At 51.6% G+C, this 26,574-nt stretch carries 25 protein-coding genes and 4 pseudogenes; 21 read left to right on the top strand and 8 right to left on the bottom strand.

Annotation, left to right across the window (positions count from 1 at the left end; all coding sequences use genetic code 11):
- Positions 1–3 precede the first annotated feature (3 nt).
- The 3 genes from cysN (at position 4) to OCH02_RS13360 (ending at position 2,464) form a co-directional block, all read left to right on the top strand.
- On the top strand, positions 4–1,431 hold the full coding sequence (cysN, locus tag OCH02_RS13370) for a sulfate adenylyltransferase subunit CysN (protein ID WP_261431650.1): 1,428 nt from the start codon (positions 4–6) through the stop codon (positions 1,429–1,431).
- 1 nt (position 1,432) lies between these two features.
- Entirely contained in the window at positions 1,433–2,062 is a 630-nt protein-coding gene (gene cysC / locus OCH02_RS13365; RefSeq protein ID WP_315899209.1) for an adenylyl-sulfate kinase, read from the top strand.
- 84 nt (positions 2,063–2,146) lie between these two features.
- On the top strand, positions 2,147–2,464 hold the full coding sequence (locus OCH02_RS13360; RefSeq protein ID WP_261431649.1) for a DUF3561 family protein: 318 nt from the start codon (positions 2,147–2,149) through the stop codon (positions 2,462–2,464).
- Positions 2,465–2,516: 52 nt separating this feature from the next.
- Here the strand turns inward: OCH02_RS13360 and OCH02_RS13355 are convergent, their stop codons facing one another.
- From OCH02_RS13355 to OCH02_RS13345, 3 genes are all read right to left on the bottom strand, one after another.
- Positions 2,517–3,239: an amino acid ABC transporter ATP-binding protein gene (locus OCH02_RS13355; RefSeq protein ID WP_153857996.1), complete on the bottom strand. Its 723-nt coding sequence runs from the start codon at positions 3,237–3,239 to the stop codon at positions 2,517–2,519.
- The gene (locus tag OCH02_RS13350; protein ID WP_261431839.1) at positions 3,223–3,942 is read right to left on the bottom strand and encodes an amino acid ABC transporter permease; all 720 of its coding nucleotides are present in this window, start codon (positions 3,940–3,942) and stop codon (positions 3,223–3,225) included. The genes OCH02_RS13355 and OCH02_RS13350 overlap by 17 nt, the downstream gene beginning before the upstream one ends.
- A 202-nt stretch (positions 3,943–4,144) precedes the next feature.
- Positions 4,145–4,915 carry a basic amino acid ABC transporter substrate-binding protein gene (locus tag OCH02_RS13345; RefSeq protein ID WP_261431648.1) on the bottom strand — a complete coding sequence of 257 codons (771 nt, stop codon included), beginning with the start codon at positions 4,913–4,915 and terminating at the stop codon, positions 4,145–4,147.
- A gap of 406 nt (positions 4,916–5,321) precedes the next feature.
- Between OCH02_RS13345 and ftsB the strand changes: the two genes are divergently transcribed.
- From ftsB to OCH02_RS13305, 8 genes and pseudogenes are all read left to right on the top strand, one after another.
- Positions 5,322–5,642, top strand: coding sequence for a cell division protein FtsB (gene ftsB / locus OCH02_RS13340; protein WP_012005273.1), 321 nt, complete (start codon positions 5,322–5,324; stop codon positions 5,640–5,642).
- Positions 5,643–5,645: 3 nt separating this feature from the next.
- Complete coding sequence (ispD, locus tag OCH02_RS13335; RefSeq protein WP_261431647.1) at positions 5,646–6,353, top strand: 2-C-methyl-D-erythritol 4-phosphate cytidylyltransferase; 708 nt, start codon at positions 5,646–5,648, stop codon at positions 6,351–6,353.
- A 10-nt stretch (positions 6,354–6,363) separates the two neighbouring features.
- Positions 6,364–6,837, top strand: coding sequence for a 2-C-methyl-D-erythritol 2,4-cyclodiphosphate synthase (gene ispF / locus OCH02_RS13330; RefSeq protein WP_006317702.1), 474 nt, complete (start codon positions 6,364–6,366; stop codon positions 6,835–6,837).
- A 3-nt stretch (positions 6,838–6,840) separates the two neighbouring features.
- Entirely contained in the window at positions 6,841–7,887 is a 1,047-nt protein-coding gene (gene truD / locus OCH02_RS13325) for a tRNA pseudouridine(13) synthase TruD (RefSeq protein ID WP_261431646.1), read from the top strand.
- Positions 7,888–8,156: 269 nt separating this feature from the next.
- The gene (gene surE / locus OCH02_RS13320) at positions 8,157–8,918 is read left to right on the top strand and encodes a 5'/3'-nucleotidase SurE (protein WP_012005277.1); all 762 of its coding nucleotides are present in this window, start codon (positions 8,157–8,159) and stop codon (positions 8,916–8,918) included.
- Positions 8,912–9,538 carry a protein-L-isoaspartate(D-aspartate) O-methyltransferase gene (locus tag OCH02_RS13315; RefSeq protein WP_261431645.1) on the top strand — a complete coding sequence of 209 codons (627 nt, stop codon included), beginning with the start codon at positions 8,912–8,914 and terminating at the stop codon, positions 9,536–9,538. The genes surE and OCH02_RS13315 overlap by 7 nt, the downstream gene beginning before the upstream one ends.
- Before the next feature lie 324 nt (positions 9,539–9,862).
- On the top strand, positions 9,863–10,849 hold the full coding sequence (gene nlpD, locus OCH02_RS13310) for a murein hydrolase activator NlpD (RefSeq protein WP_261431644.1): 987 nt from the start codon (positions 9,863–9,865) through the stop codon (positions 10,847–10,849).
- Between the two features lie 53 nt (positions 10,850–10,902).
- Positions 10,903–11,163: pseudogene (locus OCH02_RS13305) on the top strand (sigma-70 factor domain-containing protein); the annotation flags it as partial.
- Here OCH02_RS13305 and OCH02_RS13300 read toward each other — a convergent pair.
- Positions 11,156–12,394 (bottom strand): annotated as a pseudogene (locus OCH02_RS13300) (DNA mismatch repair protein MutS); the annotation flags it as partial. The pseudogenes OCH02_RS13305 and OCH02_RS13300 overlap by 8 nt on opposite strands.
- Before the next feature lie 147 nt (positions 12,395–12,541).
- On the opposite strand from OCH02_RS13300, the pseudogene OCH02_RS13295 reads away from it, so the two are divergent.
- The 3 genes and pseudogenes from OCH02_RS13295 to OCH02_RS13285 form a co-directional block, all read left to right on the top strand.
- Positions 12,542–13,253: pseudogene (locus OCH02_RS13295) on the top strand (integrase); the annotation flags it as partial.
- A gap of 66 nt (positions 13,254–13,319) precedes the next feature.
- Complete coding sequence (locus tag OCH02_RS13290) at positions 13,320–14,501, top strand: IS3 family transposase (RefSeq protein ID WP_261431643.1); 1,182 nt, start codon at positions 13,320–13,322, stop codon at positions 14,499–14,501.
- Complete coding sequence (locus tag OCH02_RS13285; RefSeq protein WP_261431642.1) at positions 14,498–15,316, top strand: RES family NAD+ phosphorylase; 819 nt, start codon at positions 14,498–14,500, stop codon at positions 15,314–15,316. The genes OCH02_RS13290 and OCH02_RS13285 overlap by 4 nt, the downstream gene beginning before the upstream one ends.
- Positions 15,317–15,612: 296 nt before the next feature.
- Here the strand turns inward: OCH02_RS13285 and OCH02_RS13280 are convergent, their stop codons facing one another.
- The 3 genes and pseudogenes from OCH02_RS13280 to OCH02_RS13270 all read right to left on the bottom strand — a co-directional run.
- The gene (locus tag OCH02_RS13280; protein WP_261431641.1) at positions 15,613–16,059 is read right to left on the bottom strand and encodes a DUF943 family protein; all 447 of its coding nucleotides are present in this window, start codon (positions 16,057–16,059) and stop codon (positions 15,613–15,615) included.
- Positions 16,046–16,855: a DUF3289 family protein gene (locus tag OCH02_RS13275; protein WP_261431639.1), complete on the bottom strand. Its 810-nt coding sequence runs from the start codon at positions 16,853–16,855 to the stop codon at positions 16,046–16,048. The genes OCH02_RS13280 and OCH02_RS13275 overlap by 14 nt, the downstream gene beginning before the upstream one ends.
- 59 nt (positions 16,856–16,914) lie before the next feature.
- Positions 16,915–17,046 (bottom strand): annotated as a pseudogene (locus OCH02_RS13270) (IS630 family transposase); the annotation flags it as partial.
- Between the two features lie 1,261 nt (positions 17,047–18,307).
- On the opposite strand from OCH02_RS13270, the gene OCH02_RS13265 reads away from it, so the two are divergent.
- From OCH02_RS13265 to chbG, 5 genes are all read left to right on the top strand, one after another.
- Positions 18,308–18,625, top strand: a complete 318-nt coding sequence (locus tag OCH02_RS13265) for a PTS sugar transporter subunit IIB (protein ID WP_020825274.1) — start codon at positions 18,308–18,310, stop codon at positions 18,623–18,625.
- Positions 18,626–18,636: 11 nt separating this feature from the next.
- Positions 18,637–19,998, top strand: a complete 1,362-nt coding sequence (gene chbC, locus OCH02_RS13260; RefSeq protein WP_261431638.1) for a PTS N,N'-diacetylchitobiose transporter subunit IIC — start codon at positions 18,637–18,639, stop codon at positions 19,996–19,998.
- A gap of 49 nt (positions 19,999–20,047) precedes the next feature.
- Positions 20,048–21,433, top strand: a complete 1,386-nt coding sequence (locus tag OCH02_RS13255; protein WP_261431637.1) for a glycoside hydrolase family 1 protein — start codon at positions 20,048–20,050, stop codon at positions 21,431–21,433.
- The gene (gene chbR, locus OCH02_RS13250) at positions 21,433–22,296 is read left to right on the top strand and encodes a transcriptional regulator ChbR (RefSeq protein WP_261431636.1); all 864 of its coding nucleotides are present in this window, start codon (positions 21,433–21,435) and stop codon (positions 22,294–22,296) included. Before OCH02_RS13255 ends, chbR begins: the two co-directional genes overlap by 1 nt.
- A 153-nt stretch (positions 22,297–22,449) precedes the next feature.
- The gene (gene chbG / locus OCH02_RS13245; RefSeq protein ID WP_261431635.1) at positions 22,450–23,211 is read left to right on the top strand and encodes a chitin disaccharide deacetylase; all 762 of its coding nucleotides are present in this window, start codon (positions 22,450–22,452) and stop codon (positions 23,209–23,211) included.
- 11 nt (positions 23,212–23,222) lie between these two features.
- Here chbG and OCH02_RS13240 read toward each other — a convergent pair whose 3' ends face one another.
- Positions 23,223–24,617, bottom strand: a complete 1,395-nt coding sequence (locus tag OCH02_RS13240) for an MFS transporter (protein WP_261431634.1) — start codon at positions 24,615–24,617, stop codon at positions 23,223–23,225.
- 250 nt (positions 24,618–24,867) lie between these two features.
- Between OCH02_RS13240 and pncC the strand changes: the two genes are divergently transcribed.
- On the top strand, positions 24,868–25,356 hold the full coding sequence (gene pncC, locus OCH02_RS13235) for a nicotinamide-nucleotide amidase (RefSeq protein WP_012005288.1): 489 nt from the start codon (positions 24,868–24,870) through the stop codon (positions 25,354–25,356).
- Between the two features lie 112 nt (positions 25,357–25,468).
- A complete protein-coding gene (gene recA / locus OCH02_RS13230) occupies positions 25,469–26,530 on the top strand; it encodes a recombinase RecA (RefSeq protein WP_012005289.1) in 1,062 nt (353 codons plus the stop codon).
- Positions 26,531–26,574 lie beyond the last annotated feature (44 nt).

The following is a 26,574-nucleotide window of genomic DNA, read 5'->3' as shown; positions in this document are numbered from 1 at the left end:
CAGATGAACAACGCAATTGCACAACAAATCGCTGAGCAGGGCGGGGTCGAGTCCTACCTGCACGCGCAGCAACATAAAAGTCTGTTACGGTTCCTGACCTGCGGCAGCGTCGATGACGGTAAAAGTACTTTGATCGGTCGCCTGCTGCACGATACCCGCCAGATCTACGAAGATCAGCTGTCTACGCTGCACAGTGACAGCAAGCGCATTGGCACCCAGGGTGAAAAGCTCGACCTGGCATTGCTGGTCGACGGCCTGCAGGCTGAGCGCGAGCAGGGCATTACCATTGACGTGGCCTATCGCTATTTCTCGACTGAAAAGCGCAAATTTATTATCGCCGACACCCCAGGGCATGAGCAGTACACCCGCAATATGGCGACCGGTGCCTCCACCTGCGATCTGGCAATTCTGCTGATTGACGCGCGTAAAGGGGTGCTGGATCAAACCCGCCGACACAGCTTTATTGCTACGCTGCTGGGCATTCGCCATTTGGTTGTGGCGGTCAACAAGATGGATCTGGTGGATTACAAAGAGTCGGTATTCGAGCAGTTCAAGCAGGATTATCTGACCTTCGCTCAGCAGTTGCCAAAGGATCTGGATATCAAGTTTGTCCCGCTGTCGGCTCTGGACGGCGATAACGTGGCTGGCGAAAGCACCCATATGCCTTGGTACAACGGTCCTACGTTGCTGCAGGTATTGGAAAGCGTGGATGTTGTCAGCGAGCGTGAAACGCAACCGCTGCGCTTCCCGGTGCAATATGTTAACCGTCCGAACCTGGATTTCCGTGGCTATGCAGGCACCCTGTCGGCCGGTGTCGTGCGCGTGGGTCAACGTGTGAAGGTGTTGCCTTCTGGTGTGGAATCCACCGTTGCACGTATTGTCACCTTTGATGGTGATTTGCAGGAAGCGGTACCGGGTGAGGCGATAACCTTGGTGTTGAAGGATGAAGTGGACATCAGCCGCGGCGATTTGCTGGTCGATGCCGGGGAAATCCTGCAGGCGGCGCAAAGCGCACTGGTGGACGTGGTGTGGATGGCTGAGAAGCCGCTGCTACCGGGGCAGAGCTACGACATCAAGGTCGCTGGCAAAAAGACTCGTGCACGAGTGGAAGGCATTCGCCACCAGGTTGAAATCAACTCACTGGCCCAGCATCAGGCGGATACCTTGCCGCTGAACGGCATTGGCCTGGTGGAGCTGACCTTTGACGAACCGCTGGTGCTGGACAGCTATCAGCGGAATCATGACATCGGCGGATTTATCTTTATCGATCGCCTGAGCAATGTCACGGTCGGCGCTGGGCTGATCCGCGAAACCTTGCAGGACGCTCAGGCAGCCACTGGTGACTTCAGCGCATTCGAGCTGGAACTGAATGCCCTGGTGCGTAAACACTTCCCGCATTGGGGCGCACGCGACCTGAACGGGGGCAAATAACGTGGTCGACGTAGAGCAACGATCAACCGGGCCGGATGATGACAACGTGGTCTGGCATCCGCATGCGGTAGCGCGTGCGGATCGCGAAGCCCGTAATGGCCATAAAGGCGTGGTGCTGTGGTTTACCGGGCTGTCCGGCTCGGGCAAATCCACCGTTGCCGGTGCGCTGGAGCAGGCACTGCACGCCCTTGGTGTCAGTACCTATTTGCTGGATGGCGATAACGTGCGTCACGGTCTGTGCCGCGATCTGGGCTTCTCCGACGACGATCGGCGCGAGAATATTCGCCGTGTGGGTGAAGTGTCCAAACTGATGGTAGATGCCGGGCTGGTGGTGCTCACCGCGTTTATTTCACCGCACCGGGCAGAGCGGCAGATGGTGCGCGAACTGCTTGATGAAGAGCGCTTTATCGAGGTGTTTGTCGACACGCCGCTGGCGATTTGCGAGCAGCGCGATCCGAAGGGATTGTACAAAAAAGCCCGGGCCGGGGAACTGCGCAATTTCACCGGAATTGATTCGGTTTACGAGGCCCCGCAACGGCCGGATATTCACCTTGATGGCCAACAATTGGTAACAAATTTGATTGCGCAATTGTTAGACGTGCTGCGTGGTCGGGCTATTATCAAACCCTGAATTCAGAAAAGCGTGTGGCGTTTTGCGCCATACGCTTTTTACGCTAAGCCCGCCGGAGAGCGTGCCGAATAACCAGGGAACACTATGCAAAATGTCTCGCCTATCTTGATTGACTCAAACCAGGAGAAAGAGGAGCCCTCTTATTCTTTCCTGGGCGGCGTCTGCGGCTTTGTTTTCTACTGGCTGGCGTTCGCGGTGCCCTTTGTGGTCTACGGTTCCAACACGCTTTTCTTCCTGCTCTACACCTGGCCGTTCTTCCTGGCCCTGATGCCGGTGTCGGTACTGATTGGCATCACGCTCAGCATGCTGTTGCGCGGCCGCCTGATCCTGACGCTGCTGTTGACCGGCACTATTGTGCTGTGTCTGTTCTGGCTGGTATTCAGTTTTCTGACCGGCTGGTGAGAAAGTGGGCGCAGTTGCCTGCGCCCGAAGCATTGCAAAGCCGTGCCGAAGGTTACAAAACTTTGCTTAGAAAAGCCTGAGTGCGCGGGTTGGTCGGATTGCTGAAAATCTGCTGCGGTGTGCCTTCTTCCTGAATGATCCCCTGATCGATAAACAACACCCGATCGGCCACTTCACGGGCAAAGCCCATCTCGTGGGTTACCACTACCATGGTCATGCCTTCGTGTGCCAAAGACTTCATCACCGCCAGCACTTCGCCGACCAACTCGGGATCAAGCGCTGAGGTGGGTTCGTCGAACAACATGATTTTCGGCTCCATTGCCAGCGCCCGGGCAATCGCCACCCGCTGTTGTTGGCCGCCGGACAGGCTGCTGGGATAGGCATCAATCTTGTCCAACAGGCCCACCTTGCGTAACAGCGCTTCTGCACGCAGGATAGCGTCGGCGCGTGACAGCTTTTTCACCCCCATCGGTGCCATAATGATGTTCTCCAGCACCGTCATATGCGGGAACAGATTAAAGCGTTGAAATACCATCCCTACGCTCTCGCGCATTTTATTGATATCGGTTTTCTGGCTGTGAATGGCAAAACCGTTCACCAGGATCTCACCGCCGGAAAGCGTCTCCAGCGCGTTGATACAGCGCAGAAAGGTGCTTTTACCGGAACCGGACGGGCCAATGACGCAGACCACTTCATTGGCCGCGATCTCGCAGGAGATACCACGCAGTACGTGGCTTTCGCCGAATTGTTTTTGCAGGTTATGTACGCGAATCACTTTTCCCGAACCTCTTTTCCATGTGTTGCACCATCAGCGAAAGCAGGAAGGTGAGGACCCAATAGACCAGTGAAATGGTCAGGTAGGGTTCCCAATAGGTGGCATAGGCACCGGAAACCGTCCGGGCGGCATAGGCCAGATCGGCCAGACCGATGGCGGAAGCCAGTGAGGAATCCTTGACGATGGCAATGGCGTTATTGCCCAGCGGCGGTAGCATGCGACGGAATGCCTGCGGCAGGATCACTTTGCGCATGGTTTTGCCGTAGCTCATGCCCAGCGAGCGCGAAGCTTCCATCTGGCCGCGATCGATTGACTGAATACCGGCACGGAAAATTTCCGAGACGTAGGCACCGGCGTTAAGCGTAATTGCCACCACGCAGGAGAGAAACGCGCCGTAGTCGGAGCGCAACGCGCGGGCAAAATCACTGCTCATCAGGCCGTTGGTGACCAGCAGGCCGTCACGCGGGTTGATAAACAGCGGTACCAGGGCGAAGTGCACCACCATGATCTGCACGAACAGCGGCGTGCCGCGGAAGGCGCTGATATAAATGCGCACCGGCCACTGTATGCCGTAATGCAGTATTGGTTTCCAGATGCCGTGCGGCGCTTGCGCCAGACGGCCTAACCCCAGGAGCAACCCCCAGGTGGTGCCCAGTATCACGCAGATAATGGTGCATTTGATGGTCATCCAGGCGCCTTCCATAAACAGCGGGGCATATTCCTGGATAATCTCCCAACGGAAATTCACGTTCTAGTTCCTTTTTTAGCGAGTTCAGGCTACTGCGCGTCGCCATATTGGGATTGGGCAGTACTCGTCATCCTCATGGACGTTGTGTCCATTCCGGTGACTGCGTGCTGTCCGCACCCAATATGACTTAGCTCGCTACGCCTGTGTAGAGAGTGGCTTATTCGGCAGGCAGTGTCGGCACGTTGCTGTCAAACCAGGTTTGGTAAATTTTGGCGTAGGTGCCGTCGGCGATGATTTTCTTCAGGCCGGCGTTGATTTTACCGCGCAGCTCATCGTTGCCTTTGGCAACGGCAATGCCAAAATACTGACGTTCGAATTTGGCGTCTGACACCAATTTGAACTCTTTTTCCGGGTGGGTTTTGATGTAGAACTTGGCCACGCCAACGTCGCCTACGGCTGCGCCGATGCCGTCTTCGTACAGCTCCTGCAGCAGCAGCGGGGTGTTGTCGAAGCGCTTGATGGCGGTGCTGTTTTTACCCAGCACGTCAGATACCACGATGTCGCCGGTGCTGGAGTTCACTACGCCAACTTTCAGCGCTTTCAGCGCGGCAATGGAATTTACTTGAGAGTCTTTGGGAACCACAATGGTCTGCTCCGCCGGGAAGTAAGGCGCGGAGAAATCCACCATTTGCTTGCGTTTGTCGGTGATGGTGATGCCGGAAATAATGATGTCGCGATCGCCGGAGTTCAGCGTGGCAAAGATGCCTTCCCAGGGGGTATTTACCAGCTTGACCTGGAAGCCCTCGGCCTTGGCGACGGCCTTGATGATATCAATATCAAAGCCTTCCAGCTGTTTGCTGCTGTTTTCGAATTCGAACGGACGATAGGTACCGCCGGAGCCGACGACGTAAGTGGGTTCTGCCGCCAGGGCAGAAGCCGACAGGGTGGCAGCCAGGCAGGCGCCAATCAGAACTAAGCGTTTAAACATCACTATCCCCGGTAATTAAACGTTTTTCGTTGGATTTATTTATGCAGTAAGAGTGCATAAAAATAACCTTCAATGAATAAAAATACAACTCCTACCTGATGATGTAATTTTCTGTAGTGTTAAATATGCACTTTTTAATTTTGATTGGCGGAAGCGTTGGCGAAACGGCGGTGCAGCCAGTTTTTCTTGCTGCATAACAGATAAAAACCCTGAAAGTGGGAATACAGAGAGGTCGAGAGGTGACTTATCGGATGAAAGTGCTTTTTTTTGCCGCTTTCGGCGCGAATTTAGGTTATAAACTCAAGAAATTCTCATCCTACTCTGAATTTGGCGGTGAAATGCCGTTCCCAGTGTGGAGTCCAACGAAAAGTTGTGGGATGATTAGGCGGTTTTTCAGGGGGCGGAGATGGGAAAACTTACGCTGTTATTGCTGGCATTGCTCGGTTGGTTACAGTATTCACTGTGGCTGGGCAAAAATGGTGTTCACGATTACGTGCGGGTCAATGATGACGTTGCGGTCCAACAGGGCAGCAATGCTAAATTGAAAGCGCGTAACGATCAGCTGTTCGCCGAAATCGACGATTTGAACGGCGGTCAGGAAGCGATCGAAGAGCGTGCGCGCAATGAACTGAGCATGATTAAGCCCGGTGAGACTTTCTATCGTCTGGTTCCTGACCAATCCAGACGCAACGCGGCGTCCTCCTCGCAAAATAACCTACAAAAGTAACGCATGAATCACTCCGCAGGAACCTTTCCACCGGTGATTGCCGTCCTGCCCGCTGCCGGTATCGGCAGCCGTATGCAGGCGGATTGCCCGAAGCAGTATTTAACCATCGGCCACCAAACCATTCTCGAACATGCGATCCATGCGCTATTGCGCCATCCGCGTATTCCGCAGGTGATTGTGGCTATCGGCCCCGATGACCAGCAGTTTCACCAGTTGCCTATTGCCCGAGATCCGCGCGTGCAGGTCACCGTCGGTGGTCAGCAACGCGCCGATTCGGTGATGGCCGGGTTGCAACTGGCCGGTGAGGCCAAATGGGTGCTGGTACACGACGCGGCAAGACCCTGCCTGCATGCCGAGGATCTGGAACGCCTGCTGGCGATTACAGAACACAGCGAGGTGGGGGGGATTTTGGCCGCGCCGGTACGTGACACCATGAAGCGTGCGGAACCTGGTCGCAGTGATATATCCCACACCGTTGAACGCCAGGATCTGTGGCATGCGTTAACTCCACAACTGTTCCCGCTCGCGTTGCTTAAGCTCTGCCTGCAGCGTGCGATGGATGACGGTGCGACGGTCACCGATGAGGCCTCTGCCCTTGAGCATTGTGGCTATCATCCGCTGCTGGTTAGCGGACGCTCGGACAATATTAAAGTCACGCGCCCGGAAGATTTGGCGCTGGCGGCCTTTTACTTAACTCAGTTGGACAATTAAGGAGCGCATCATGCGTATCGGTCACGGTTTTGACGTACATAAATTTGGTGGCGAAGGGCCGCTGGTGATCGGTGGCGTTCGTATCCCTTATGAAAAAGGTTTGCTGGCCCACTCCGACGGTGACGTGGCGCTGCATGCGGCGACCGATGCTCTGTTGGGGGCGGCGGCGTTAGGGGATATCGGCAAGCTGTTCCCGGATACTGACCCGGCATTCAAAGGGGCCGACAGCCGCGAGCTGCTGCGCGAAGCCTGGAAACGCATTCGCGCCAAAGGCTATCGTCTGGGTAACCTGGATATCACCATTATCGCCCAGGCACCTAAAATGGCGCCGCATATTCCGCAAATGCGCGTTTTCCTGGCGGAAGACCTGCAGTGCCATATGGATGACGTCAACGTTAAGGCGACCACCACCGAACAGCTCGGTTTCACCGGGCGCGGCGAGGGCATTGCCTGTGAAGCGGTCGCCTTGTTGATCAAGGAATAACGCATGGATATGGCTAACCTGACCTGGCTGCATGGCCAGCCGCAGAGCACCGGCGTGTTGAAAGCCAACCCGGAAGATTTCGTGGTGGTGGAAGACCTGGGCTTTGAGCCGGATGGCGAAGGCGAACATGTGCTGGTGAACATCCGCAAGAAGGGCTGTAACACCCAGTTTGTCGCCGATTATTTGGCGCGCTTTGCCGGTATTCATGCTCGCTCTGTCAGTTACGCGGGTCTGAAAGATCGTCATGCGGTGACCGAGCAATGGTTCTGCCTGCATCTACCGGGCAAAGAGACACCTGATTTTACTCAGTTCTCACTGGAGGGCTGTGAAGTGCTGGCCAGCGCCCGCCATTTGCGCAAAATGCGTATTGGCACGCTAAAAGGCAATGCCTTCACGCTGGTTCTACGCCATATCTCCGATCGTCAGGATGTCGAACCGCGGCTGCAGGCGATTACAACCGGCGGCGTACCAAACTATTTTGGCAGCCAACGCTTTGGTCGCGGCGGCAATAACCTGGTGATGGCGCGCCGTTGGGCGAATGATGAGATCCGGGTTAAAGAACGCAGCAAGCGCAGTTTTTATCTTTCTGCCAGCCGCAGTGCGTTGTTTAACCTGATTACCAGCCGACGTTTGGCCAATCAGCAGCAACACACCGTGCTGGAAGGCGATGCCTTACAGCTCAGCGGCCGTGGCAGTTGGTTTGTTGCGCAGCCGGAAGAATTGGCAGCGCTGCAACAGCGGCTGGATGCCGGCGAACTGATGATTACCGCCCCCTTACCGGGCGACGGCGAACCCGGTACCGCCGGTGAAGCGTTACATTTTGAACAGCAGTGTTTACTGGAGCAACCGGAACTGATGGCGCTTTTAAAGCGCGAACGTGTTGATCCGGCCCGCCGCGCGCTGTTGTTACAACCCAAAAATATGCAGTGGGAGTGGTGGGATGATGCCACCGTTGAACTGCGTTTTTGGCTGCCGGCCGGCAGTTTCGCTACCAGCGTTGTGCGCGAAATTATGCGGCAGGACAACGGTGATGCGGATATTAGTGAGTAATAAAAAAGCCTGCTTATGCAGGTTTTTTTTCGTCTGGAGCATGACGACGTAATGAGGTGTGTTTGCCCAACTGCGGTTTTCGGTGCTAACACGAGGCTTGAAAGCCGCGCGAAAAATCGTCTTTTCCCTTGGTGACTGGACATGCCGGGGGGAGTAAACATAATATCTGCTGGTTAAGCCCCTCCTTTTGGGCGTTGATTCCGAGTATTTAATTACCAGGCCGCGTTTAAGGCGTTCTGATTGAGAGATAAAAAAGAAGACAATCTTTTATGCGGATATTGCTGAGTAATGACGACGGCGTGACCGCCCCGGGCATCCAGGTGCTGGCGGCGGCATTGAGAGAGTTCGCCGAAGTGCAAGTTGTAGCACCCGATCGTAACCGCAGTGGTTCTTCCAATGCGCTGACGCTGGAATCTCCATTGCGCACCCTGACGATGCCCAATGGAGATATCGCCGTTCAGCAGGGAACGCCGACGGACTGCGTGTATCTGGGAGTGAATGCCCTGATGCAGCCTGCGCCTGATATCGTGGTTTCCGGTATCAATGCGGGCCCTAATCTGGGCGATGACGTTATCTATTCCGGTACCGTGGCTGCTGCCATGGAAGGACGCCATTTGGGATTGCCTGCGCTGGCCGTGTCGCTGAACGGCCATCAGCATTATGCGACCGCCGCGGCAATTACCTGTCGGGTGCTGCGTGCGTTACAGCGCGAGCCATTGCGAACCGGTAAAATTCTGAATATCAACGTGCCGGATTTACCGCTGGATCAGATCAAGGGCATTCGCGTGACCCGCTGCGGCAGTCGCCATCCGGCTGACAAAGTGTTCTGCCAACAAGATCCGCGTGGGCAAAATCTCTATTGGATTGGGCCGCCCGGTGATAAGTTTGATGCGGGGCCGGACACGGATTTCGCTGCGGTAGAACAGGGTTATGTGGCCATCACGCCACTGCAGGTGGATTTAACCGCCTATGCAGCCCAGGACGTGGTAAAAACGTGGTTAACCAAAGCAGGGGTCGGCGGGGAATGGTGAACAAGCGTATGCAAACATTGCTGACGCAGCTGCGTCAACAGGGGATCCGGGACGAGCGGTTGCTGCAGGCGATCGAAGCGGTGCCGCGTGAACGTTTTGTTGATGAGGCACTTGAACACAAGGCTTATGAGAATACTGCGTTACCCATTGGCTCTGGCCAAACCATCTCCCAACCTTATATGGTTGCACGTATGACCGAACTGCTGAACCTGACGCCAACCTCCAGGGTATTGGAGATCGGCACCGGTTCCGGTTATCAAACGGCTATCCTGGCGCATCTGGTGCAGCATGTTTGCTCTGTTGAGCGCATCAAAGGGTTGCAATGGCAGGCCAAACGGCGGCTGAAGCAACTCGATCTTCACAATGTTTCCACCCGTCACGGCGATGGCTGGCAGGGGTGGGCATCGCGCGGGCCGTTTGATGCCATCATCGTCACGGCAGCCCCGCCGGAGATCCCTCCGGCGCTGATGGAGCAGTTGGACGACGGCGGTATTCTGGTGTTACCGGTCGGTGAGCAGGCCCAAACTCTGAAGTACATACGGCGTCAGGGAAACGAATTTGTTATCGATACCGTCGAAGCGGTGCGTTTTGTTCCCTTGGTCAAGGGTGAACTGGCCTAGCGATTGTCTGAATTTTCGGCAGGAAACGAAATCTGTTGCACTTTCATCACCTCCGGTTAATGTTTTAACGTTTCAATAAAACTAATTTTCAATACAATTGCCTTTCTGCGTAGTTGTCTTATGGTGCAGCAGCGCTAATGTGGTTAGCATTGGCGCGCTGTTTTGAGGCTCCGGCATGAGATTTCCTGACGTTCAGGGATCGGCTGTGGGCACCTTTCAGGGTAGAAATCGAGAGAATGTTAAAAGCTCAGCTACCATGTAAAGGGTATTTGGATATATCGCTGATATTGCTGTCATGGGGGAAGCATGAGCACGGGAAGCCCAATGATTACATTACGCCGGGTTGCGGTGTGTACGATGGTAAGTTTGTGGTTGGCAGGTTGTACGAACACTGAATCGACATCGGCCCCTATTAGTAGTGTGGACGGTGGCGGAGCTGCCGCATCCAGCAACGCTGGAGCGCAGGCTAACGCTGAAGGGCACATTGTTTACAACCGCAGTTACACTTCGATCCCCAAAGGGAGCTACAGCGGCAATACCTACACGGTTAAACGCGGAGACACGCTGTTTTACATCGCCTGGATCACCGGCAACGACTATCGTGACCTGGCCCAGCGCAATAATATCCCTGAGCCATACAGCCTGAATGTGGGTCAAAGCATTCAGCTTGGTAATGGTTCCTCCAACGGAAACGGCGGTATGCTGGCGGCAACAGACGCGACCAGCGGCGGTGTTCCTAAGCCACCATCGACCTCTCAGATACAAACTGCAACGGTTGATTCTCCATCAACTAACGCGTATTCTGATAATTCGGGTAAACAGAATGTAGGTAAGATGTTACCTGCAGCAGGCGCAGTGGCGGCAACTACCGCAACAGCCCCTGTTACCGCACCGGTCGTTGCTCCACCAGTGAGCAGCACCGTCAGCAACAGCGCCCCAGTAAGTACCTGGAGATGGCCAACTGACGGTAAGATTATTGATAACTTTTCCTCATCAGAAGGTGGGAATAAAGGTGTCGATATCGCCGGGACTCGTGGGCAGCCTATCTTCGCTACCGCCGATGGTCGTGTAGTGTACGCAGGCAACGCTTTACGGGGTTACGGTAATCTAATCATCATCAAACACAATGATGATTACCTGAGCGCCTACGCTCACAACGACACAATGCTGGTCCGGGAACAACAAGAAGTGAAGGCGGGTCAAAAAATAGCCACCATGGGTAGCACCGGAACCAGTTCAGTACGTTTGCATTTTGAAATTCGTTACAAGGGGAAATCCGTAAACCCGCTGCGTTATCTTCCGCAGCGATAGATTGGGCAGAATACGCTGTATTCTGCTCGCGGTATCACGGGTAGGAGCAGCATATGAGCCAAAATACGCTGAAAGTTAACGAGTTACATGACGATGCGGATTTCGACGAGAACGCAACGGAAGCGGAATCATTCGACGAAAAAGCACTGGTTGAAGAAGAGGCCAGTGAGAGTGATCTAGCGGAAGAAGAGTTGTTGTCACAAGGCGTGACCCAACGCGTATTGGATGCGACGCAGCTCTATCTTGGCGAAATCGGTTATTCTCCGCTGCTGACCGCAGAGGAAGAAGTTTATTTTGCGCGGCGTGCACTGCGCGTTCCAGCAAATCCTGCAGTTCATCAAACTGACCGACCTGTGACAGCAGCTGTTGCACATACGGGGTTTCTACCCCTTTCAGTAACGCGTGAATATCCGGCAACTGTTGGAAAGCATGACGCATACGGGCCAAATCGCGGGGACGGGCGCTGCGTAATGCCAGACGGGCGAGGATGCGCTCCAGATCGCCCACCTGACGCAGCGAGGGTTGCAGGTCGCTATACAGATCCTGCAGCGAGCCGATCGCCTGCTGGCGATTATTCAATACTTTGATGTCACGGGTCGGCATATGCAGCCAGCGCTTAAGCATACGGCTACCCATCGCCGTCACGCTGTGGTCGAGGATTGCCGCCAGGGTATTTTCGCTGCCGCCGGACAGGTTCTGGGTCAGCTCAAGGTTACGCCGCGTGGCGGCATCCATGATAATGCCGTCCTGCTGGCGCTCCATGGTGATGCCACGGATATGCGGTAATGAGGTGCGTTGAGTATCTTTAACATATTGCAGCAGACAACCGGCGGCGCGCAGTGCCTGATGGGCCTGCTCAACGCCGAAACCGGTCAGATCGCGGGTACCGAACTGCAGGTTGAGCTGTTGGCGTGCAGTCTCGGGTTCAAACTCCCACAATGGGCGACGGCGTAGGCCGTGGCGCTGTTCAATCAGCGACATCTGTTCAAAGGTTTCGGGGTAAAGCAGCTCGGCAGGATTGGTGCGCTGCAACTCTGCCGCCATGGTTTCGATATCAGCAGGTTCGGCCACGCGGAAACGACCGGAGCTGATGTCCAGCGTGGCGTAGCCAAAGCCGCGTGCATCCTGCCAGATTGCCGCCAGCAGGTTGTCCTGACGTTCTTGCAGCAGAGCTTCGTCGGTGATGGTGCCTGGCGTGACGATACGCACTACTTTGCGCTCCACCGGGCCTTTACTGGTGGCCGGATCGCCGATTTGTTCGCACAGGGCGACAGATTCACCGAGCTGCACCAGTTTGGCCAGATAGTTCTCGACTGCATGGTGAGGGACGCCGGCCATGGGAATAGGCTCCCCCGCTGAGGCACCGCGCTTGGTCAGCGATATATCCAGCAGTTGGGAAGCGCGTTTGGCATCGTCATAGAACAGCTCATAAAAGTCGCCCATGCGGTAGAACAGCAGGATCTCGGGGTGCTGTGCCTTGAGGCGCAGATACTGCTGCATCATTGGAGTGTGGTCTGATAGATCCTTGTCAATAGACTCATTCATATTGATTTTACTCGTTTTTTAAGTCTTTTGGGTACTCAGGTGGCCCCATGTGAAACCCTTAAAAACCCATGTGAACCGATAAATTTGTATACCCTATGTATTCTAGTTAGTATTTGGTATACACACTTGAACTGCTGGTATACATTGATGAAAATGACACTCAATCAGTCGATTATAATCAATAAGTTATCAATCGACGTCAAACCAAGTCTCGATCCGCAAGGCAGAGTAGTCTACTTACCCAATCCAGAGCGAAAGATCGTATCTTATCACTGACAGCCATCGTGATTCACCCGTTGGTTTTGGTGTCAAAATTAGTGCCACGAAAAAGACCTACTTCATCCAGCGGCGTGTGTCATCAGCAGAAAATAGACCTTCTACGGGTGGTAGGGCACCTCAAGAGGTTATCAGGTCTACTATTGGTAATGTCTCTGATTTTGCCAGCATTGAACAGGCACGCGATGTAGCCCGCAATTTTGTGCAAACGATGAAGTTGACCAAAAGGAATCCTAATGCAGTGAGGCGGGAGGCCGATGCTTCAGAACTCACTATCAGCGAAGTCTTTGCTCAATACAGAAATCATTTGATGGGTAGATCTAAACCGGCGAAACCCAACACACTTAATGTGCTGAGCAAAGCAGAAAACAGGCTTTCTGAATGGTCAGGGCTTCGAGTGAAGGATTTAACAGACAATGAAATTCTTCGCAAGTTTGATGAAATCGCAAGTAGAGCAAGGACGGCCGCAGAGCAAACATTCCGCTGGGCTAACGTTGCTGTAAAACACGCAATCGAGATTGAAGCAGGGAATGCTCAGACCCAGCAACGACAACCATCATTGTCATATAACCCTTTTGTAGTGGCATAGTGAATTTGGCCACCTGAATAGAGGTGATATCATCACCTCATAGTCAAAACAGGTGACATTATGACCGGACGTAACAGACGCAATTTTAGCCCCGAGTTTCGCCTCGAAGCTGCCCAGCTTGTACTCGATCAGCACTATACCGTTGCCGCCGCTGCCACTGCGATGAATGTCGGCAAATCCACGATGGACAAATGGGTTCGACAACTGAAAGAAGAGCGAGCGGGAAAATCACCCGTAGCGTCACCCATTACACCTGAGCAGATTGAGATACGTGAGTTGAAGAAAAGACTTCAACGCGTTGAAATGGAAATGGAAAGGGATATATTAAAAAAAGGCTACCGCGCTCTTGATGTCAGACTCCCTGAACAGTTCTCATTAGTTGAGAAACTCAGGGCGCGGTTTCCTGTTGCCGTTGTGTGCAACGTGTTTGGGGTTCATCGCAGCAGCTATAAATACTGGCGGCAGCCAAAGAGGCCTGACGCTACGAGAGTGGCATTACTGAGCCTTGTGCGTGAAGTTTATCGCGAAAGTAACGGCTCAGCAGGAGCGCGAAGCATTGCCGCGATGGTCACCACCAAAGGTATAAAACTGAGCCGCTGGCGGGCAACAAAGGTGATGAAAGCGCTCAATATTATCAGCTGTCAGCAACCTGGCCATCGTTATAAGAAGGCGTCTAAGGAACACATTGAGATCCCTAATTATCTGGATCGCCAGTTTGCTGTTACCGAGCCTAATCAGGCCTGGTGCGGTGATGTGACTTGTATCTGGACGGGAAAACGCTGGGCTTATCTGGCTGTTGTACTCGATTTGTTTTCCCGTAAACCGGTTGGCTGGGCGATGTCATTTTTCCCGGATTCTGCATTGACAGCTAAAGCGCTGTCAATGGCCTGGGAAGCGGGAGGAAAGCCGGCTAATTTACTGTATCACTCGGACCAAGGCAGCCACTATACCAGCAGGAATTTCAGGCAGTTACTGTGGAGGTGTCAGATAAAGCAAAGCCTGAGTCGCCGGGGGAATTGCTGGGATAACAGCCCAATGGAACGGTTCTTCAGAAGCCTGAAAACAGAGTGGGTACCGGATAATGGCTACGCTAATTTTAGCCAAGCCAGCACGGCAATAACGAATTACATCACAGGATATTATAGCCAGCTCAGACCTCATCAATATAATGGTGGTTTGACGCCGAATGAATCAGAACGATTGTTCTGGAAAAACTCTAACGCCGTGGCCAGTTTTGCTTGACCACTACATGGAAGCTATTTCCACATCCTCTTTTAGATGAGGCTCATGCCAAAGAGTTATTAGGTGATATACTTGATGATGGGAATATTGTTAGAAAAACCTTCGTGCTTTCTGATGATTATAAGAGTGAATCTCTCGCATTATGGGATCATCTTTGTCAGGAACTCATGTATGAAAATAGATATTTTCTCAATAAATCACTTGATACAGATAGGCTTGGCGAGTTATTAAGTTTCCTTGCTTTAGATTATTTTTCTAAAACTTGGTATCGAGCCCGTATTTATGCAGATGATGCTGCTTTTACGATAGACAAAATGGGGGCTCCCCCCAAGAGATTAGTTAGTCATGGGAGAGCAAATCCTACAGGTATACCGTATTTATATCTTGGATCTAAACCAGATACAGCTTTGTCTGAAATTCGACCTCATACAGGTGACAGAGCTTGTGTCGCAGAGTTTACTCTAAAAGATAACCTGACTCTAATAGACCTAAGAAACCCTCGTGAAACCGTTTCACCGTTTTTATTAACCGATCCAGGTGAAATGGGTAAAATGCTTGCAGATATACCTTTTCTTGAACGGCTTGGTTATGAACTAACAAGACCTGTATTACCTAAAAGTGCAGCCCTTGATTATATTCCAAGTCAATATATATGCGAATTTATTAAGAAAACTGGCTTTCATGGAGTACTTTATATTAGTTCTGTAAGTGAAGGAATCAATCTTGCTCTTTTTGATCCGTTAAATGCGACTGGAGGAAATGTAAGTATTTATGATATAGATAAAGTCGAAGTTAGTGTAAGTAAACAAGATTAATATACTCTTTGTTCGATTATCACCAGTCGGGACTGATGGTATCAATGATGGTATCATCGACAATGTGGATTGCTTTAATTACTAAAGATCAAAAGGATAGTTGCGATGTTCGAGTCAGGCCTTCGTATCAGTGCTTAATTAATCCTTTATGATTATATAGATTGTTTTTTTCAATTTATATACTTAAACACAACCACACCACAATGCACGATTAAACACTTTTTGGGCGATGCTTCGAAATACTGTAGACTCTCATTATTTTATTTTAATATATAGTTAGGTATTGAAAATAATGTTCATTCTAATTCAACTTTCCCATCATCTTTCTGGATATATGTTTTACCGTCAATATTTATGAACTGTTTTCCTTTAAGTTGACCTCTGACAATTATCGCTATATTGTTATAAACACATTTTTCATGCTTTCCATTAGTATCATCAAAGCAGGTATAATCATCGATAGAACCGTCCGTTGTTCCTTTAGGTAATTCCTCATAACCATCAAAGCTCATGATGGTAACCGTGAAGTTATACGGTTTATTAATGATGTGATATTTTTCCTGCAATAGCTCTTTGTTTTTCAACCACCATTTTAGTTTTCCTTCTGTTGTCATTGGTAAGTGTTCTACAAAAACAGCACCATTATCGACTCTGACAATTTTTGTTGGTCTGACAGCAAGCCATATGCAATATGCAATGATTAAAACAATTACAGTCGCTATGGTCCTTTTATATTTGAACATTGGTTTCTCCTGTCAGTGTTATTGTGGCTTCAAAATTAGTGAAGAATGGTTTTTGAGCCAAATGCTTTGCACGCTGCAGAACAAACCATATCCTAAAAAAGGCAATCGAATTGAATTTAGCTTTCATTATATCTTCTCTGTCTAATCCAAAATGATCCTGTGCCCTGTATTTGACAACCGCAGTGTAATTTTTTCCTTCGAGAGTGAGGCTCTCAATGGAAATTTCTGTACTGTTTACATCATGAACGGTAATACCCATTCCATTAATCCAGTCTTTCCACCTTGTGTATTTGGGTAAATGACTTTTATATAGATCATTGGTGAAATTTTCTTTGGTCAGTTTCGATTTGCTAAAATCAAACTGCTCGATGCCTCTTTTTATTATGGCTCTGGTGCTGTTCGGGGAATTATCAGCCAGGATTAAATTTCTGTATGCAGTATTCATTGCTGGATTTTGATAATCTCTTCCATTATTTCGTTGCATATGATTGAAAAGATCTTTGATTAAGCCCTGGTATGGTCCCTGAAAAGAAAATACATACGACTGCGATCTTAACTCATCATATAACAGTGCAATGGTTTTTTCTCTGCTTACGGGCTGTATTGAATTCAGATAGGGATGTTTATAGGAAGGACCAAAAGTTGTCCAGTCGATGAAATTTGAGACTTGCCCAAGATGGTAATGCTTTTTTAGTGTATCAACATCAATGTCGCCGCTTTGCATATCATCGGCATTTCTGTCATTGAATTTTTTTTGGGTTGAGAAGATTATCAATCTACTGTCAATTGCGTTCATTCGAAATAAATCCCTTACAGTCAAATGTGCAACCACTTTACAACTATACTCAATAAACCTCAAGGCACAGACTTAAGTACCTGAAAGTGATCGTTAATTCGAGATGTAAGAGATCCCGCTATATCCGGTAGCGTCTGTTTGAAAAATACCGATATCGCATCCCTGAACTCCCGTGCATTACTGAAATAACGGTAAAGCAAAAGCGCTCCCGGTAATCCCCCCAACAAACGTCCGCCTACAGATGCTGATGTTTCTATTTGAATACAATGGGATCTTGACGCTGGACGAACATTAATTCACCAGATAAGGTATGGATAGAGCTCTTGTTTCATAAAGGTTGGTCAAAAGTGGAGTACTATTTCACACAACTATTTAGCTAGGACTCTAATCTGTTTTCTCTTGTGTTCAATACCAGCCCCCTCTACCCATTTTGGAAGATTGCTTCACCATACCTTTGAACTACATCCATACCCAGCAGAATCTTCATAGTAAAAACAATATGTATTCCATCAGTAAACTAGAATCAGTATGGCAATCACTTTGTTCTTTTATTTCAAATGGTTGACTGTTGAAAAAAATACTGCTGCATCATTGGCGTGTGTGAATCGAGCTTATCGGTACTATTCATAAGATTACTGTTTCCAATCCATTGAATTTAAAGTTGGTTGTGATGTTGATTGTCATCATTAGGGTTCACGCCGCGGCACAAAAAACCACTCGATAGAGCAGTGGTTGACGGCGGTAAGGATCAATAAGCCCTTAATACTGTCGCTATACTAGCCCAGCGGGCAATCGGCTGTCACAGGTAAAAATGGGAAGCTTTACGCAAAGTCTATTTATAAGGCGGGGGAGGGGGGCACAGGTCAATCTTGGGGGATACAGGTCTGTATTGCAGATGTCATTAGTGGGCAATCAAAGCAATGTGTTACCCCAATCAGGCGATCTGTCTCGAGAGTAACCCAGCCCTGCCTGAGCCTGACCTTCAAACCCTCACCCCCAAAACCCCAGCCATTTACCACTTCTTTTCCATCACCTGGATCGTCATATCTTGCTGAAGCGCGCTAATCAAGGGCGAACGATTTTATGCTCATCAATCGACCGATGGATGACCCCGTGCACAGAATTATCCATAAACACTCTGCATGTTTATAACTTATTGTTTATAATTATTATTTGCTTATTTATGACGAATTTATTCAGTGATTAAAGGTTATTTGAGAGACAGATCACACTATTTTTTTATGTGAAATGTGAAGAGGGTCAATCAGGAAGGTCAAGCAGAGACGGTTCTAACTGCTGATGGCTTACCGATCCGCTTCGCTGCCTCCGTATACTGTCTGCAACCAGGGCAAAGTAACGGAAATTTTCATAAGGAATGTGCGTGAGGCAATGACTATTGCATCTGGCAAACAAATGACACGGGGCTTTTTTGATTATCTTGAGGGATTGGGTATGGAAAAGAAAAAAATCTATCTGTTTTGTTCTGCCGGTATGTCGACTTCCCTGCTGGTTTCAAAAATGAAAGCACAAGCCGAGAAGTACGAAGTGCCGGTGATCATTGCCGCCTATCCAGAGGCGTTGGCCGCAGAAAAGGGTGCCGAGGCTGATTTGATTCTGCTTGGACCACAGATTGCCTACACGCTAGCCGAAGTGCAAAAGCAGTTACCCAACAAGCCCGTTGAAGTGATCGACTCTGCCTTATACGGCAAGCTCGATGGTCTGGGCGTGTTGAAGGCCGCCGTTGCCACTATAAAAAAAGCTAACCAATAAAGGGGTCTGCCGTGAATACGTTAATTGCCTCGTTGGAAAAGGTCATTCTGCCCTTTGCCGTGAAAATTGGTAAACAGCCCCACGTTAATGCCATCAAAAACGGGTTCATTCGCTTGATGCCACTGACGTTGACCGGGGCGATGTTCGTTCTGATCAACAACGTGTTTCTTAGCTTCGGCGAAGGATCGTTCTTCTTTTCAATGGGCGTGCGGCTGGATGTGTCTACCATTGAGACGTTGAATGGCCTGAAGGCCATCGGTGGCAGCGTTTATAACGGCACCCTGGGGATTATGTCCCTGATGACGCCCTTTTTTATCAGTATGGCTTTGGCTGAAGAGCGCAAAGTCGACCCGTTGGCCGCAGCGCTGCTGGCGGTTGCCGCCTTTATGACCGTGACGCCGTTTAGCGTCGGTGAGGCTTATGCCGTAGGCGCTAACTGGCTGGGTGGTGCCAACATCATTTCCGGTATGGTGATCGGCCTGGTGGTGGCGGAGATGTTTACCTTTGTGGTTCGTCGCAACTGGGTGATCAGCCTGCCGGACAGCGTACCTTCTTCAGTGTCACGCTCGTTCTCGGCCTTGATCCCCGGTTTTCTTATCTTGTCGATCATGGGCGTACTGGCCTATTGTCTGACGCTGTGGGGCACCAACTTCCACCAAATCATCATGGACAGTATCTCGGCACCGCTGGCAAAAATGGGCAGCATTGTGGGCTGGGTGTATGTGATGTTCTCCTCGCTGCTGTGGTTCTTCGGGGTACATGGCTCAATGGCGCTGGCCGCACTGGACAGCGGCATCATGACGCCATTCGCACTGGAGAATGTCGAGCTGTACAACAAGTACGGTTCCGTCGAAGCCGCGGTGGCTGCGGGTAAAGAGTTCCACATGTGGGCGAAGCCGTTCGTTGACTCCTACATCTATCTGGGCGGGACGGGGTCGACACTGGGGCTGATTATTGCCATCTTTATCGCTTCACGCCGCGAAGATTATCGTCAGGTTGCCAAGCTGGCGACGCCGTCGGGCATCTTCCAGATCAACGAACCTATCCTGTTCGGCCTGCCGGTGATTATGAACCCGGTGATGTTTATTCCGTTTATTCTGGTTCAGCCGGTACTGACGATTATTACCACGGTGGCTTATTACACCGGATTGATCCCGCCAATCACCAATATTGCGCCATGGACCATGCCGGTGGGGCTGGGGGCGTTCTTCAACACCAACGGCAGTATCGTTGCCATGTTACTGAGCTTCTTTAACCTGGGCGTAGCGACCCTGATTTACTTGCCGTTCGTGATGATCTCCAACAAGGCACAGAGTCAGATCGATCAGGCGACGGAAAGTGAAGAAGACATCGCCAAGGCGTTGAAATTCTAACTGCAGTCTGGGGCAGCAATCCGCTGCCCCGGTTTTAGAGGGGCTTCGGATGAAATATCAATTTGCTGACGATTTCTGGTGGGGAAGCGCCACTTCGGCACCCCAGTCGGAAGGGGCTGCCGCACGGGATGGCAAAAGCCAGAACATCTTCGATTACTGGTATGAGATTGCACCAGAACGTTTTCATCATCAGGTTGGCCCGTCCGAAACCTCCACCTTTTATGATAATTTCCAGCAGGATATCCAACTGTTAAAGGCCCTTGGGCATAATAGCTTTAGAACCTCGATCTCCTGGTCGCGGTTGATCCCGCAAGGGGATGGCGAAGTGAACCCGAAAGCGGTCGCTTTCTATAATGCGCTGATCGACAGCCTGCTGGCTCAGGGCATCACGCCATTTATCAATCTTTACCATTTCGATATGCCGCTGTGCATGCAGCAACAGGGGGGCTGGGAAAGCCGGGCGGTGGTTGATGCCTATGCGCGTTATGCCAAAACCTGTTTCAGCCTGTTCGGTGACAGAGTCAGCCATTGGTTTACCTTTAATGAGCCGATTGTCCCGGTCGAAGCCGGGTATCTGAACGACCTGCATTATCCTTGTGTCGTTGATTTCAAAAGGGCGATTACAGTGGCTTACCACAGTGTTTTGGCCCATGCCAAAGCGGTGAGCGAGTTCAGGGCGCTGGGTAACCAGGGCTCCATAGGCATTATTTTGAACCTGAGCCCGACCTACCCGCGTTCGGGCAGCCAGGAAGACTTGGTTGCCGCCCACCATGCGGATCTGCTGTTGAACAAAAGTTTCCTCGATCCGGTGACCAAAGGGCGCTATCCGGACGACCTGGTGAATATACTGCGGGCCAATAACTTGTTGCCGCAGACAGCGCCGGAAGACGCGCAGCTGATTGCCGCTGGGGTGGTGGATATTCTGGGCGTCAATTACTACCAACCGCGCAGGGTCAAAGCGAAGCAGGGCTATCGGGCCGGCGACCTGGTGACGATGCCGGAAGACTTGTTCAGCTATTACGAGATGCCGGGCCGCAAAATTAACCCGCACCGCGGCTGGGAAATCTATGAAAAAGGCCTGTATGACATCCTGATGGATTTGAAGGAAAACTACGGCAACATTCCCTGCTATATTTCAGAAAACGGCATGGGGGTAGAAGGCGAAGAGGCCTTCATCGGTGCCGGTGGGCGGGTAGAGGACGATTATCGAATCGACTTTATTCGTGACCATCTGAAATGGTTGCATCAGGCATTGTCAGAGGGTTCTAACTGCAAGGGCTACCATCTATGGACCTTTATTGACTGTTGGTCCTGGCTTAATGCCTACAAAAATCGCTACGGGTTGGTTCGGCTGGATCGGGACAGCCAGCAACGCACGATCAAAAAGAGTGGTTATTGGTTTGCCGAGACGGCCAGGCAAAACGGTTTTGATTAATGGGAGCGCGCGCGGTGACTGAAAGTCTGGTTTCGCTGAATGCGAACGACGTTAAGCTGATTCGGGAGCAGGATTTTTTTAACTGCAAAGATTTCCATCTGTTTATCTATAACAAGGTGGAAAGCGCCACCGGGCTACATCAGCATGATTATTACGAATTCACCATCGTCCTGAGCGGCAAATGCTATCAGGAGATCAACGGCAAGCGGGTGCTGCTGGAGCGGGGGGATTTTGTGTTTATCCCCATTGGCTCGCATCACCAGAGTTTTTATGAGTTCGGCGCCGCGAAAATCTTTAACGTGGCGGTCGGCAAGGTTTTCTTTGAAGAAAACTATTTGCAGCAGCTGCCTCGCTGTTTTGTCGCTTCTCAGGCCTACAGCCTGAAGAATGAGTTTCTGGCTTATATCGAGTCGGTGGTCAGTTCGCCACAGTTCCGTGAGGATGATTTTGCCGAATTTCTGGAAACCCTGACTTTTTATATCATCAGCCGCATTCGTCATTATAAGGAAGAGAGCGGCGAGGGGGATGATATTCCCCAGTGGCTAAAGAACACTCTGGCCGGCATGCATGATAAAGCGATGTTTGGCGAAAAGGCGTTGCTCAATATGGTTGAACTGTCGGGGAAAACGCAGGAGTACCTGACCCGGGCAATGCGGCGTTATTACCATAAAACGCCGATGCAGGTGATTAATGAAATCCGCATTAACTTCGCCAAAACCCAGCTTGAGGTCACCAACTATTCGGTTTCGGATATCGCCTTTGATTCGGGCTATGGTGACGTGAGCCTGTTTATTAAAAACTTTAAAAGACTCACTGAAGTGACGCCGGGTAATTACCGAAAAAAGTTCTACGGCCCTATTTAGGGCCGCTCCCGATAAGCATTAACGCCGATATTCCGAATGCCTTTCAGGCCACCAATAGCCTGATGAGATAAATTTCTTTGCTTAAGCGAAGGGGAATTGCCGTACCTGACGGACGGTATTCCCTTGCCAAAAATTTGTTAAATGGATGCCAAAATGGAAAAGTTACTGATAGTGAATGCTGACGATTTTGGTCTGAGCAAGGGCCAAAACTATGGCGTTATCGAGGCCTATCACTACGGGGTTGTCTCTTCAACTACTGCCATGGTCAATAGCGTGGATGTGCACCATGCCGCCAGGCTCAGCCAGCTATATTCTGGGCTGCAGATTGGCCTGCACTTTGTGCTGACCCACGGGAAGCCCCTGACTGTCATGTCGTCGCTGGTCAACGAACGTGGGGAGTTGGGCAAGTGGTTATGGGAAAGGGCTGAGTCCGCGCTGTTGGATCTGGATGAAATCCACGACGAGTTGGTGAGTCAATATGACAAATTCGTCGCGGTGTTCGGCAAAGCGCCGACGCATATCGACAGCCATCATCACGTGCATATGTTGCCGCAGATTTATCCTCTGGTGGAGGCTTTTGCCCAGTCTAAATCCCTGCCGCTGCGCATAGGGCGCGAGGAGGTTGAACGGCAAGGCACTCCACTGCGCTATGACCACAGCACTGAATGGTTTGATGCGGGCTTTTATGGTGAGGAGATATCCGAAGCACTGTTTTTACAGGTGCTTGAGCGCACCGACCAACGCGGCGCCCGGTCGGTGGAGATGATGTGCCACCCGGCGTTTTTGGACAAGACGATCTTGGCGAGCAAGTATTGCTACCCACGGCTGGCTGAGGTGGACGTTTTGACCTCGCCAGACATTAAAAACAGGATTGCAGAGCGCGGCTACCGTCTGGGATCCTTCCTGGACCTGTGACGTTGGCCTGCTTAAAGCATCGAGTGGGCCTTCTTCAGCCCGGTATCCTCATCAGGATCGGCACCCTGAGGGATTGGCTCATCAGCGTCTTCTGCTTCCGAAGTTTCACTGGCCTGCGGCTCTACCGGATCAGGTGCCGCTTCCGGTGGCGGCATGGTGTCATGGATTGTCTGCTCATCGAAGGTGGGGTTCAATGCCGGAGACAGCGGGGAACTGGTCAGGCTGTCCGGCAGGGGAATATGCGGTAATGGCGCATCCTGCGCAAACTGCGACTCGTCCTGTTTTACCGTCCGACTGAAGCCCACCAGCAACACGCCGCAAAGCGAGAAGAAGGCATACAGAATATTGCCGCCCAGCGGTTCAATCAGTGAACCGACCGCCAATGGGCCGATACTGGCACCGACACCGAAGGCCATCAGCAAACAGGCGGCCAGGGATACGCGCCGTTCCGGTTCGATCAAATCGTTCGCCAGGGCGACGACCAGCGGATACAGCGTGAACTGCAGCATGCTGACGATAAAGCCCACGACCAGCAACACCGGAAAATCAATGTGTGGCACCAGCGCCAGCGGCAGCGAAGCTACGATCAATAAAATGGCGTTGATGCGCATCAGCAGCGTTCGGTTGTAACGGTCTGACAGCCAACTGAGTGGGAACTGCGCCACCAGCCCGGCGAAGATGGCTATCGCCATAAACAGGCCGGTTTGCTGGGTGGTTAACGATTGCAGACTGGCATACACCGGTGCCAAACCATAGAAAGATCCCACCACCATGCCGATCACCAGCGTGGTCGCCAGCACTTTGGGAATGGCCCCGATAAAATAGCGTAGCTCCATAGGTGCAGGTGACATATGGCGTGCGTTGGTGCGGGTGGTGAGGGCGATAGGCACCAGACAGAGTGCAAAGCACAGGGCAATCACCAGCAGGGTGGTGATACCGAGATTGCTTTGCAGCATTAGCACCACCTGACCCAATGACATGCCCAGATAAGTCGCTGCCATATAAAAGCCGAAAACCATACCGCGCTGATTGGACTCTGCCTGATCGTTCAGCCAGCTTTCCAGCACCATGAATTGACACATCATGCACATGCCGATAATCAGCCGCAGTACTACCCATATGGGAATGTATTCCGTCAGGCCGTGCCCCAGCACCGCCGCGGTGATAATGCCGGCGCAGGAAACGTAGGCGCGAATATGGCCGACGCGGGCAATCAGAAAATGGCCGACCTTGCCGCCGATCACCAGGCCGATGTAGTTGGCGGCAATAATTGCCCCGATCAGCGCACCGGTCACGTGGATAGAGGTTAAACGCAGGGAGATGTAAGTGGTGAGCAACCCTGAACCCAGCAGCATCAGCAGGGTGGTGGTATACAACGGAAAGAAGACGCCTAACGTTTTTTTCACTCTATCATCCTAATCTTTTATCCTGGTTTGCCCTGGGGCTGACCCTGCCGGCGGCAAAGGCAACCCGGTGAGATCCCTCGTGCAAGACACTGCCCGTTAACCCGAGCGTTACATTCGATACTAGCAGTTTGGTTTGCCGCTTAACACCGCCTCGCCTGCGAAGCGCCGCGCATTTCTGTCATCGCACCGTCAGGCAAGCTTGATAAATGCTACTATCGGGCGCATATACCTGATTCGCTAAGGAGAGGTTATGAGCGAAAATCAACTGCGTAAACTCAGTATTGCGGTGGGCGAAAAACTGAAGGCCAACGGCCAGTGGATCACCTGCGCGGAGTCCTGTACCGGTGGCGGCATCGCCAAAGCCATCACCGACATTGCCGGGAGTTCTGCCTATTTCGATCGTGGCTTTGTCACCTACAGCAATACGGCAAAGCATGAGTTGCTGGGCGTGGCGGAGGCAACTCTGACGGCCCATGGCGCAGTGAGCGAAGAGGTGGTGCGCGAGATGGCCCAGGGGGCGTTACACGCAGCACGAGCCAGTCTGGCGCTGTCGGTCAGCGGCATTGCCGGGCCGGACGGCGGGAGTGCGGAAAAACCGGTGGGCACCGTTTGGTTTGGCTTTGCCGACGGCTCTGGACGGGTACTGGCGCACAGGAAGCAATTTGCCGGCGATCGCGATGCAGTGCGGCTTCAGGCGACGATTTTTGCGCTGCAAACCGCGCTTGATGATTTTTTGTAAAATTAGGCTTGATACTGTATGACCATACAGTATAATTAGTGACATTTCCTGCACAACATACAATCAGTGGCAGTGTGGGGTAACACCGACATTGCGTAACGAAGGAGCAAAAATGGCTATTGATGAGAACAAGCAAAAGGCGCTAGCTGCGGCACTGGGCCAGATTGAGAAACAGTTCGGCAAAGGCTCCATCATGCGTCTGGGTGAAGACCGTTCTATGGACGTAGAAACGATCTCTACCGGCTCACTGTCACTGGACATCGCACTGGGTGCGGGCGGCCTGCCAATGGGTCGTATCGTTGAAATTTATGGCCCGGAGTCTTCCGGTAAAACTACCCTGACGCTGCAGGTTATCGCTGCGGCACAGCGCGAAGGTAAAACCTGTGCGTTCATCGATGCCGAGCACGCGCTGGATCCGATTTATGCGAAAAAGCTGGGTGTTGATATCGACAACCTGCTGTGTTCGCAGCCGGACACCGGTGAGCAAGCACTGGAAATCTGTGATGCCTTAACCCGCTCTGGTGCGGTTGACGTCATCATCGTTGACTCCGTAGCGGCGCTAACGCCAAAAGCGGAAATTGAAGGTGAAATTGGTGACTCACATATGGGCCTGGCGGCACGTATGATGAGCCAGGCGATGCGTAAGCTGGCCGGTAACCTGAAAAACGCCAACACGCTGCTGATCTTCATCAACCAGATCCGCATGAAAATCGGTGTGATGTTCGGTAACCCTGAGACCACCACCGGTGGTAACGCACTGAAATTCTACGCTTCTGTCCGTCTGGACATCCGCCGTATCGGCGCGGTTAAAGAAGGCGATGAAGTGGTTGGCAGCGAAACCCGCGTAAAAGTGGTAAAAAACAAAATCGCTGCGCCGTTCAAACAGGCCGAGTTCCAAATCCTGTACGGTGAAGGTATCAACAGCCGTGGTGAACTGGTCGATCTGGGCGTGAAGCACAAGATGATCGAGAAAGCCGGCGCCTGGTACAGCTACAATGGCGATAAAATCGGTCAGGGTAAGGCAAACGCCTGTAACTTCTTGAAAGAAAACCCGGCGGTTGCTGCTGAGTTGGATAAAAGACTGCGTGACCTGCTGCTGCACAGCAACGGCGAACTGGTTGCTGCAACCAACGAAGGCTTCGACGACGAAGCTGAAACCAGCGAAGAGTTTTAATCGCTGCTGGCGTTCGTGAATACCGTTATAGGTTCACGGACGTC

The organism is Serratia quinivorans, assembly GCF_946227985.1.
Classification (GTDB): Bacteria; Pseudomonadota; Gammaproteobacteria; order Enterobacterales; family Enterobacteriaceae; genus Serratia; species Serratia quinivorans_A.
The sequence above is the reverse complement of the archived record's forward strand: the minus strand, read 5'-3'. Positions and strand labels throughout refer to the sequence as shown.

Excerpts from the sequence above, each read along its gene's own strand:
- cysN (WP_261431650.1), top strand. The coding sequence starts at position 4 with ATGAACAACGCAATTGCACAACAAATCGCTGAGCAGGGCGGGGTCGAG.
- OCH02_RS13360 (WP_261431649.1), top strand. The coding sequence starts at position 2,147 with ATGCAAAATGTCTCGCCTATCTTGATTGACTCAAACCAGGAGAAAGAG.
- OCH02_RS13350 (WP_261431839.1), bottom strand. The coding sequence starts at position 3,942 with ATGGAAGGCGCCTGGATGACCATCAAATGCACCATTATCTGCGTGATA.
- OCH02_RS13345 (WP_261431648.1), bottom strand. The coding sequence starts at position 4,915 with ATGTTTAAACGCTTAGTTCTGATTGGCGCCTGCCTGGCTGCCACCCTG.
- ftsB (WP_012005273.1), top strand. The coding sequence starts at position 5,322 with ATGGGAAAACTTACGCTGTTATTGCTGGCATTGCTCGGTTGGTTACAG.
- ispD (WP_261431647.1), top strand. The coding sequence starts at position 5,646 with ATGAATCACTCCGCAGGAACCTTTCCACCGGTGATTGCCGTCCTGCCC.
- ispF (WP_006317702.1), top strand. The coding sequence starts at position 6,364 with ATGCGTATCGGTCACGGTTTTGACGTACATAAATTTGGTGGCGAAGGG.
- truD (WP_261431646.1), top strand. The coding sequence starts at position 6,841 with ATGGATATGGCTAACCTGACCTGGCTGCATGGCCAGCCGCAGAGCACC.
- surE (WP_012005277.1), top strand. The coding sequence starts at position 8,157 with ATGCGGATATTGCTGAGTAATGACGACGGCGTGACCGCCCCGGGCATC.
- OCH02_RS13315 (WP_261431645.1), top strand. The coding sequence starts at position 8,912 with ATGGTGAACAAGCGTATGCAAACATTGCTGACGCAGCTGCGTCAACAG.
- nlpD (WP_261431644.1), top strand. The coding sequence starts at position 9,863 with ATGATTACATTACGCCGGGTTGCGGTGTGTACGATGGTAAGTTTGTGG.
- OCH02_RS13290 (WP_261431643.1), top strand. The coding sequence starts at position 13,320 with ATGACCGGACGTAACAGACGCAATTTTAGCCCCGAGTTTCGCCTCGAA.
- OCH02_RS13280 (WP_261431641.1), bottom strand. The coding sequence starts at position 16,059 with ATGTTCAAATATAAAAGGACCATAGCGACTGTAATTGTTTTAATCATT.
- OCH02_RS13275 (WP_261431639.1), bottom strand. The coding sequence starts at position 16,855 with ATGAACGCAATTGACAGTAGATTGATAATCTTCTCAACCCAAAAAAAA.
- OCH02_RS13265 (WP_020825274.1), top strand. The coding sequence starts at position 18,308 with ATGGAAAAGAAAAAAATCTATCTGTTTTGTTCTGCCGGTATGTCGACT.
- OCH02_RS13255 (WP_261431637.1), top strand. The coding sequence starts at position 20,048 with ATGAAATATCAATTTGCTGACGATTTCTGGTGGGGAAGCGCCACTTCG.
- chbR (WP_261431636.1), top strand. The coding sequence starts at position 21,433 with ATGGGAGCGCGCGCGGTGACTGAAAGTCTGGTTTCGCTGAATGCGAAC.
- chbG (WP_261431635.1), top strand. The coding sequence starts at position 22,450 with ATGGAAAAGTTACTGATAGTGAATGCTGACGATTTTGGTCTGAGCAAG.
- pncC (WP_012005288.1), top strand. The coding sequence starts at position 24,868 with ATGAGCGAAAATCAACTGCGTAAACTCAGTATTGCGGTGGGCGAAAAA.
- recA (WP_012005289.1), top strand. The coding sequence starts at position 25,469 with ATGGCTATTGATGAGAACAAGCAAAAGGCGCTAGCTGCGGCACTGGGC.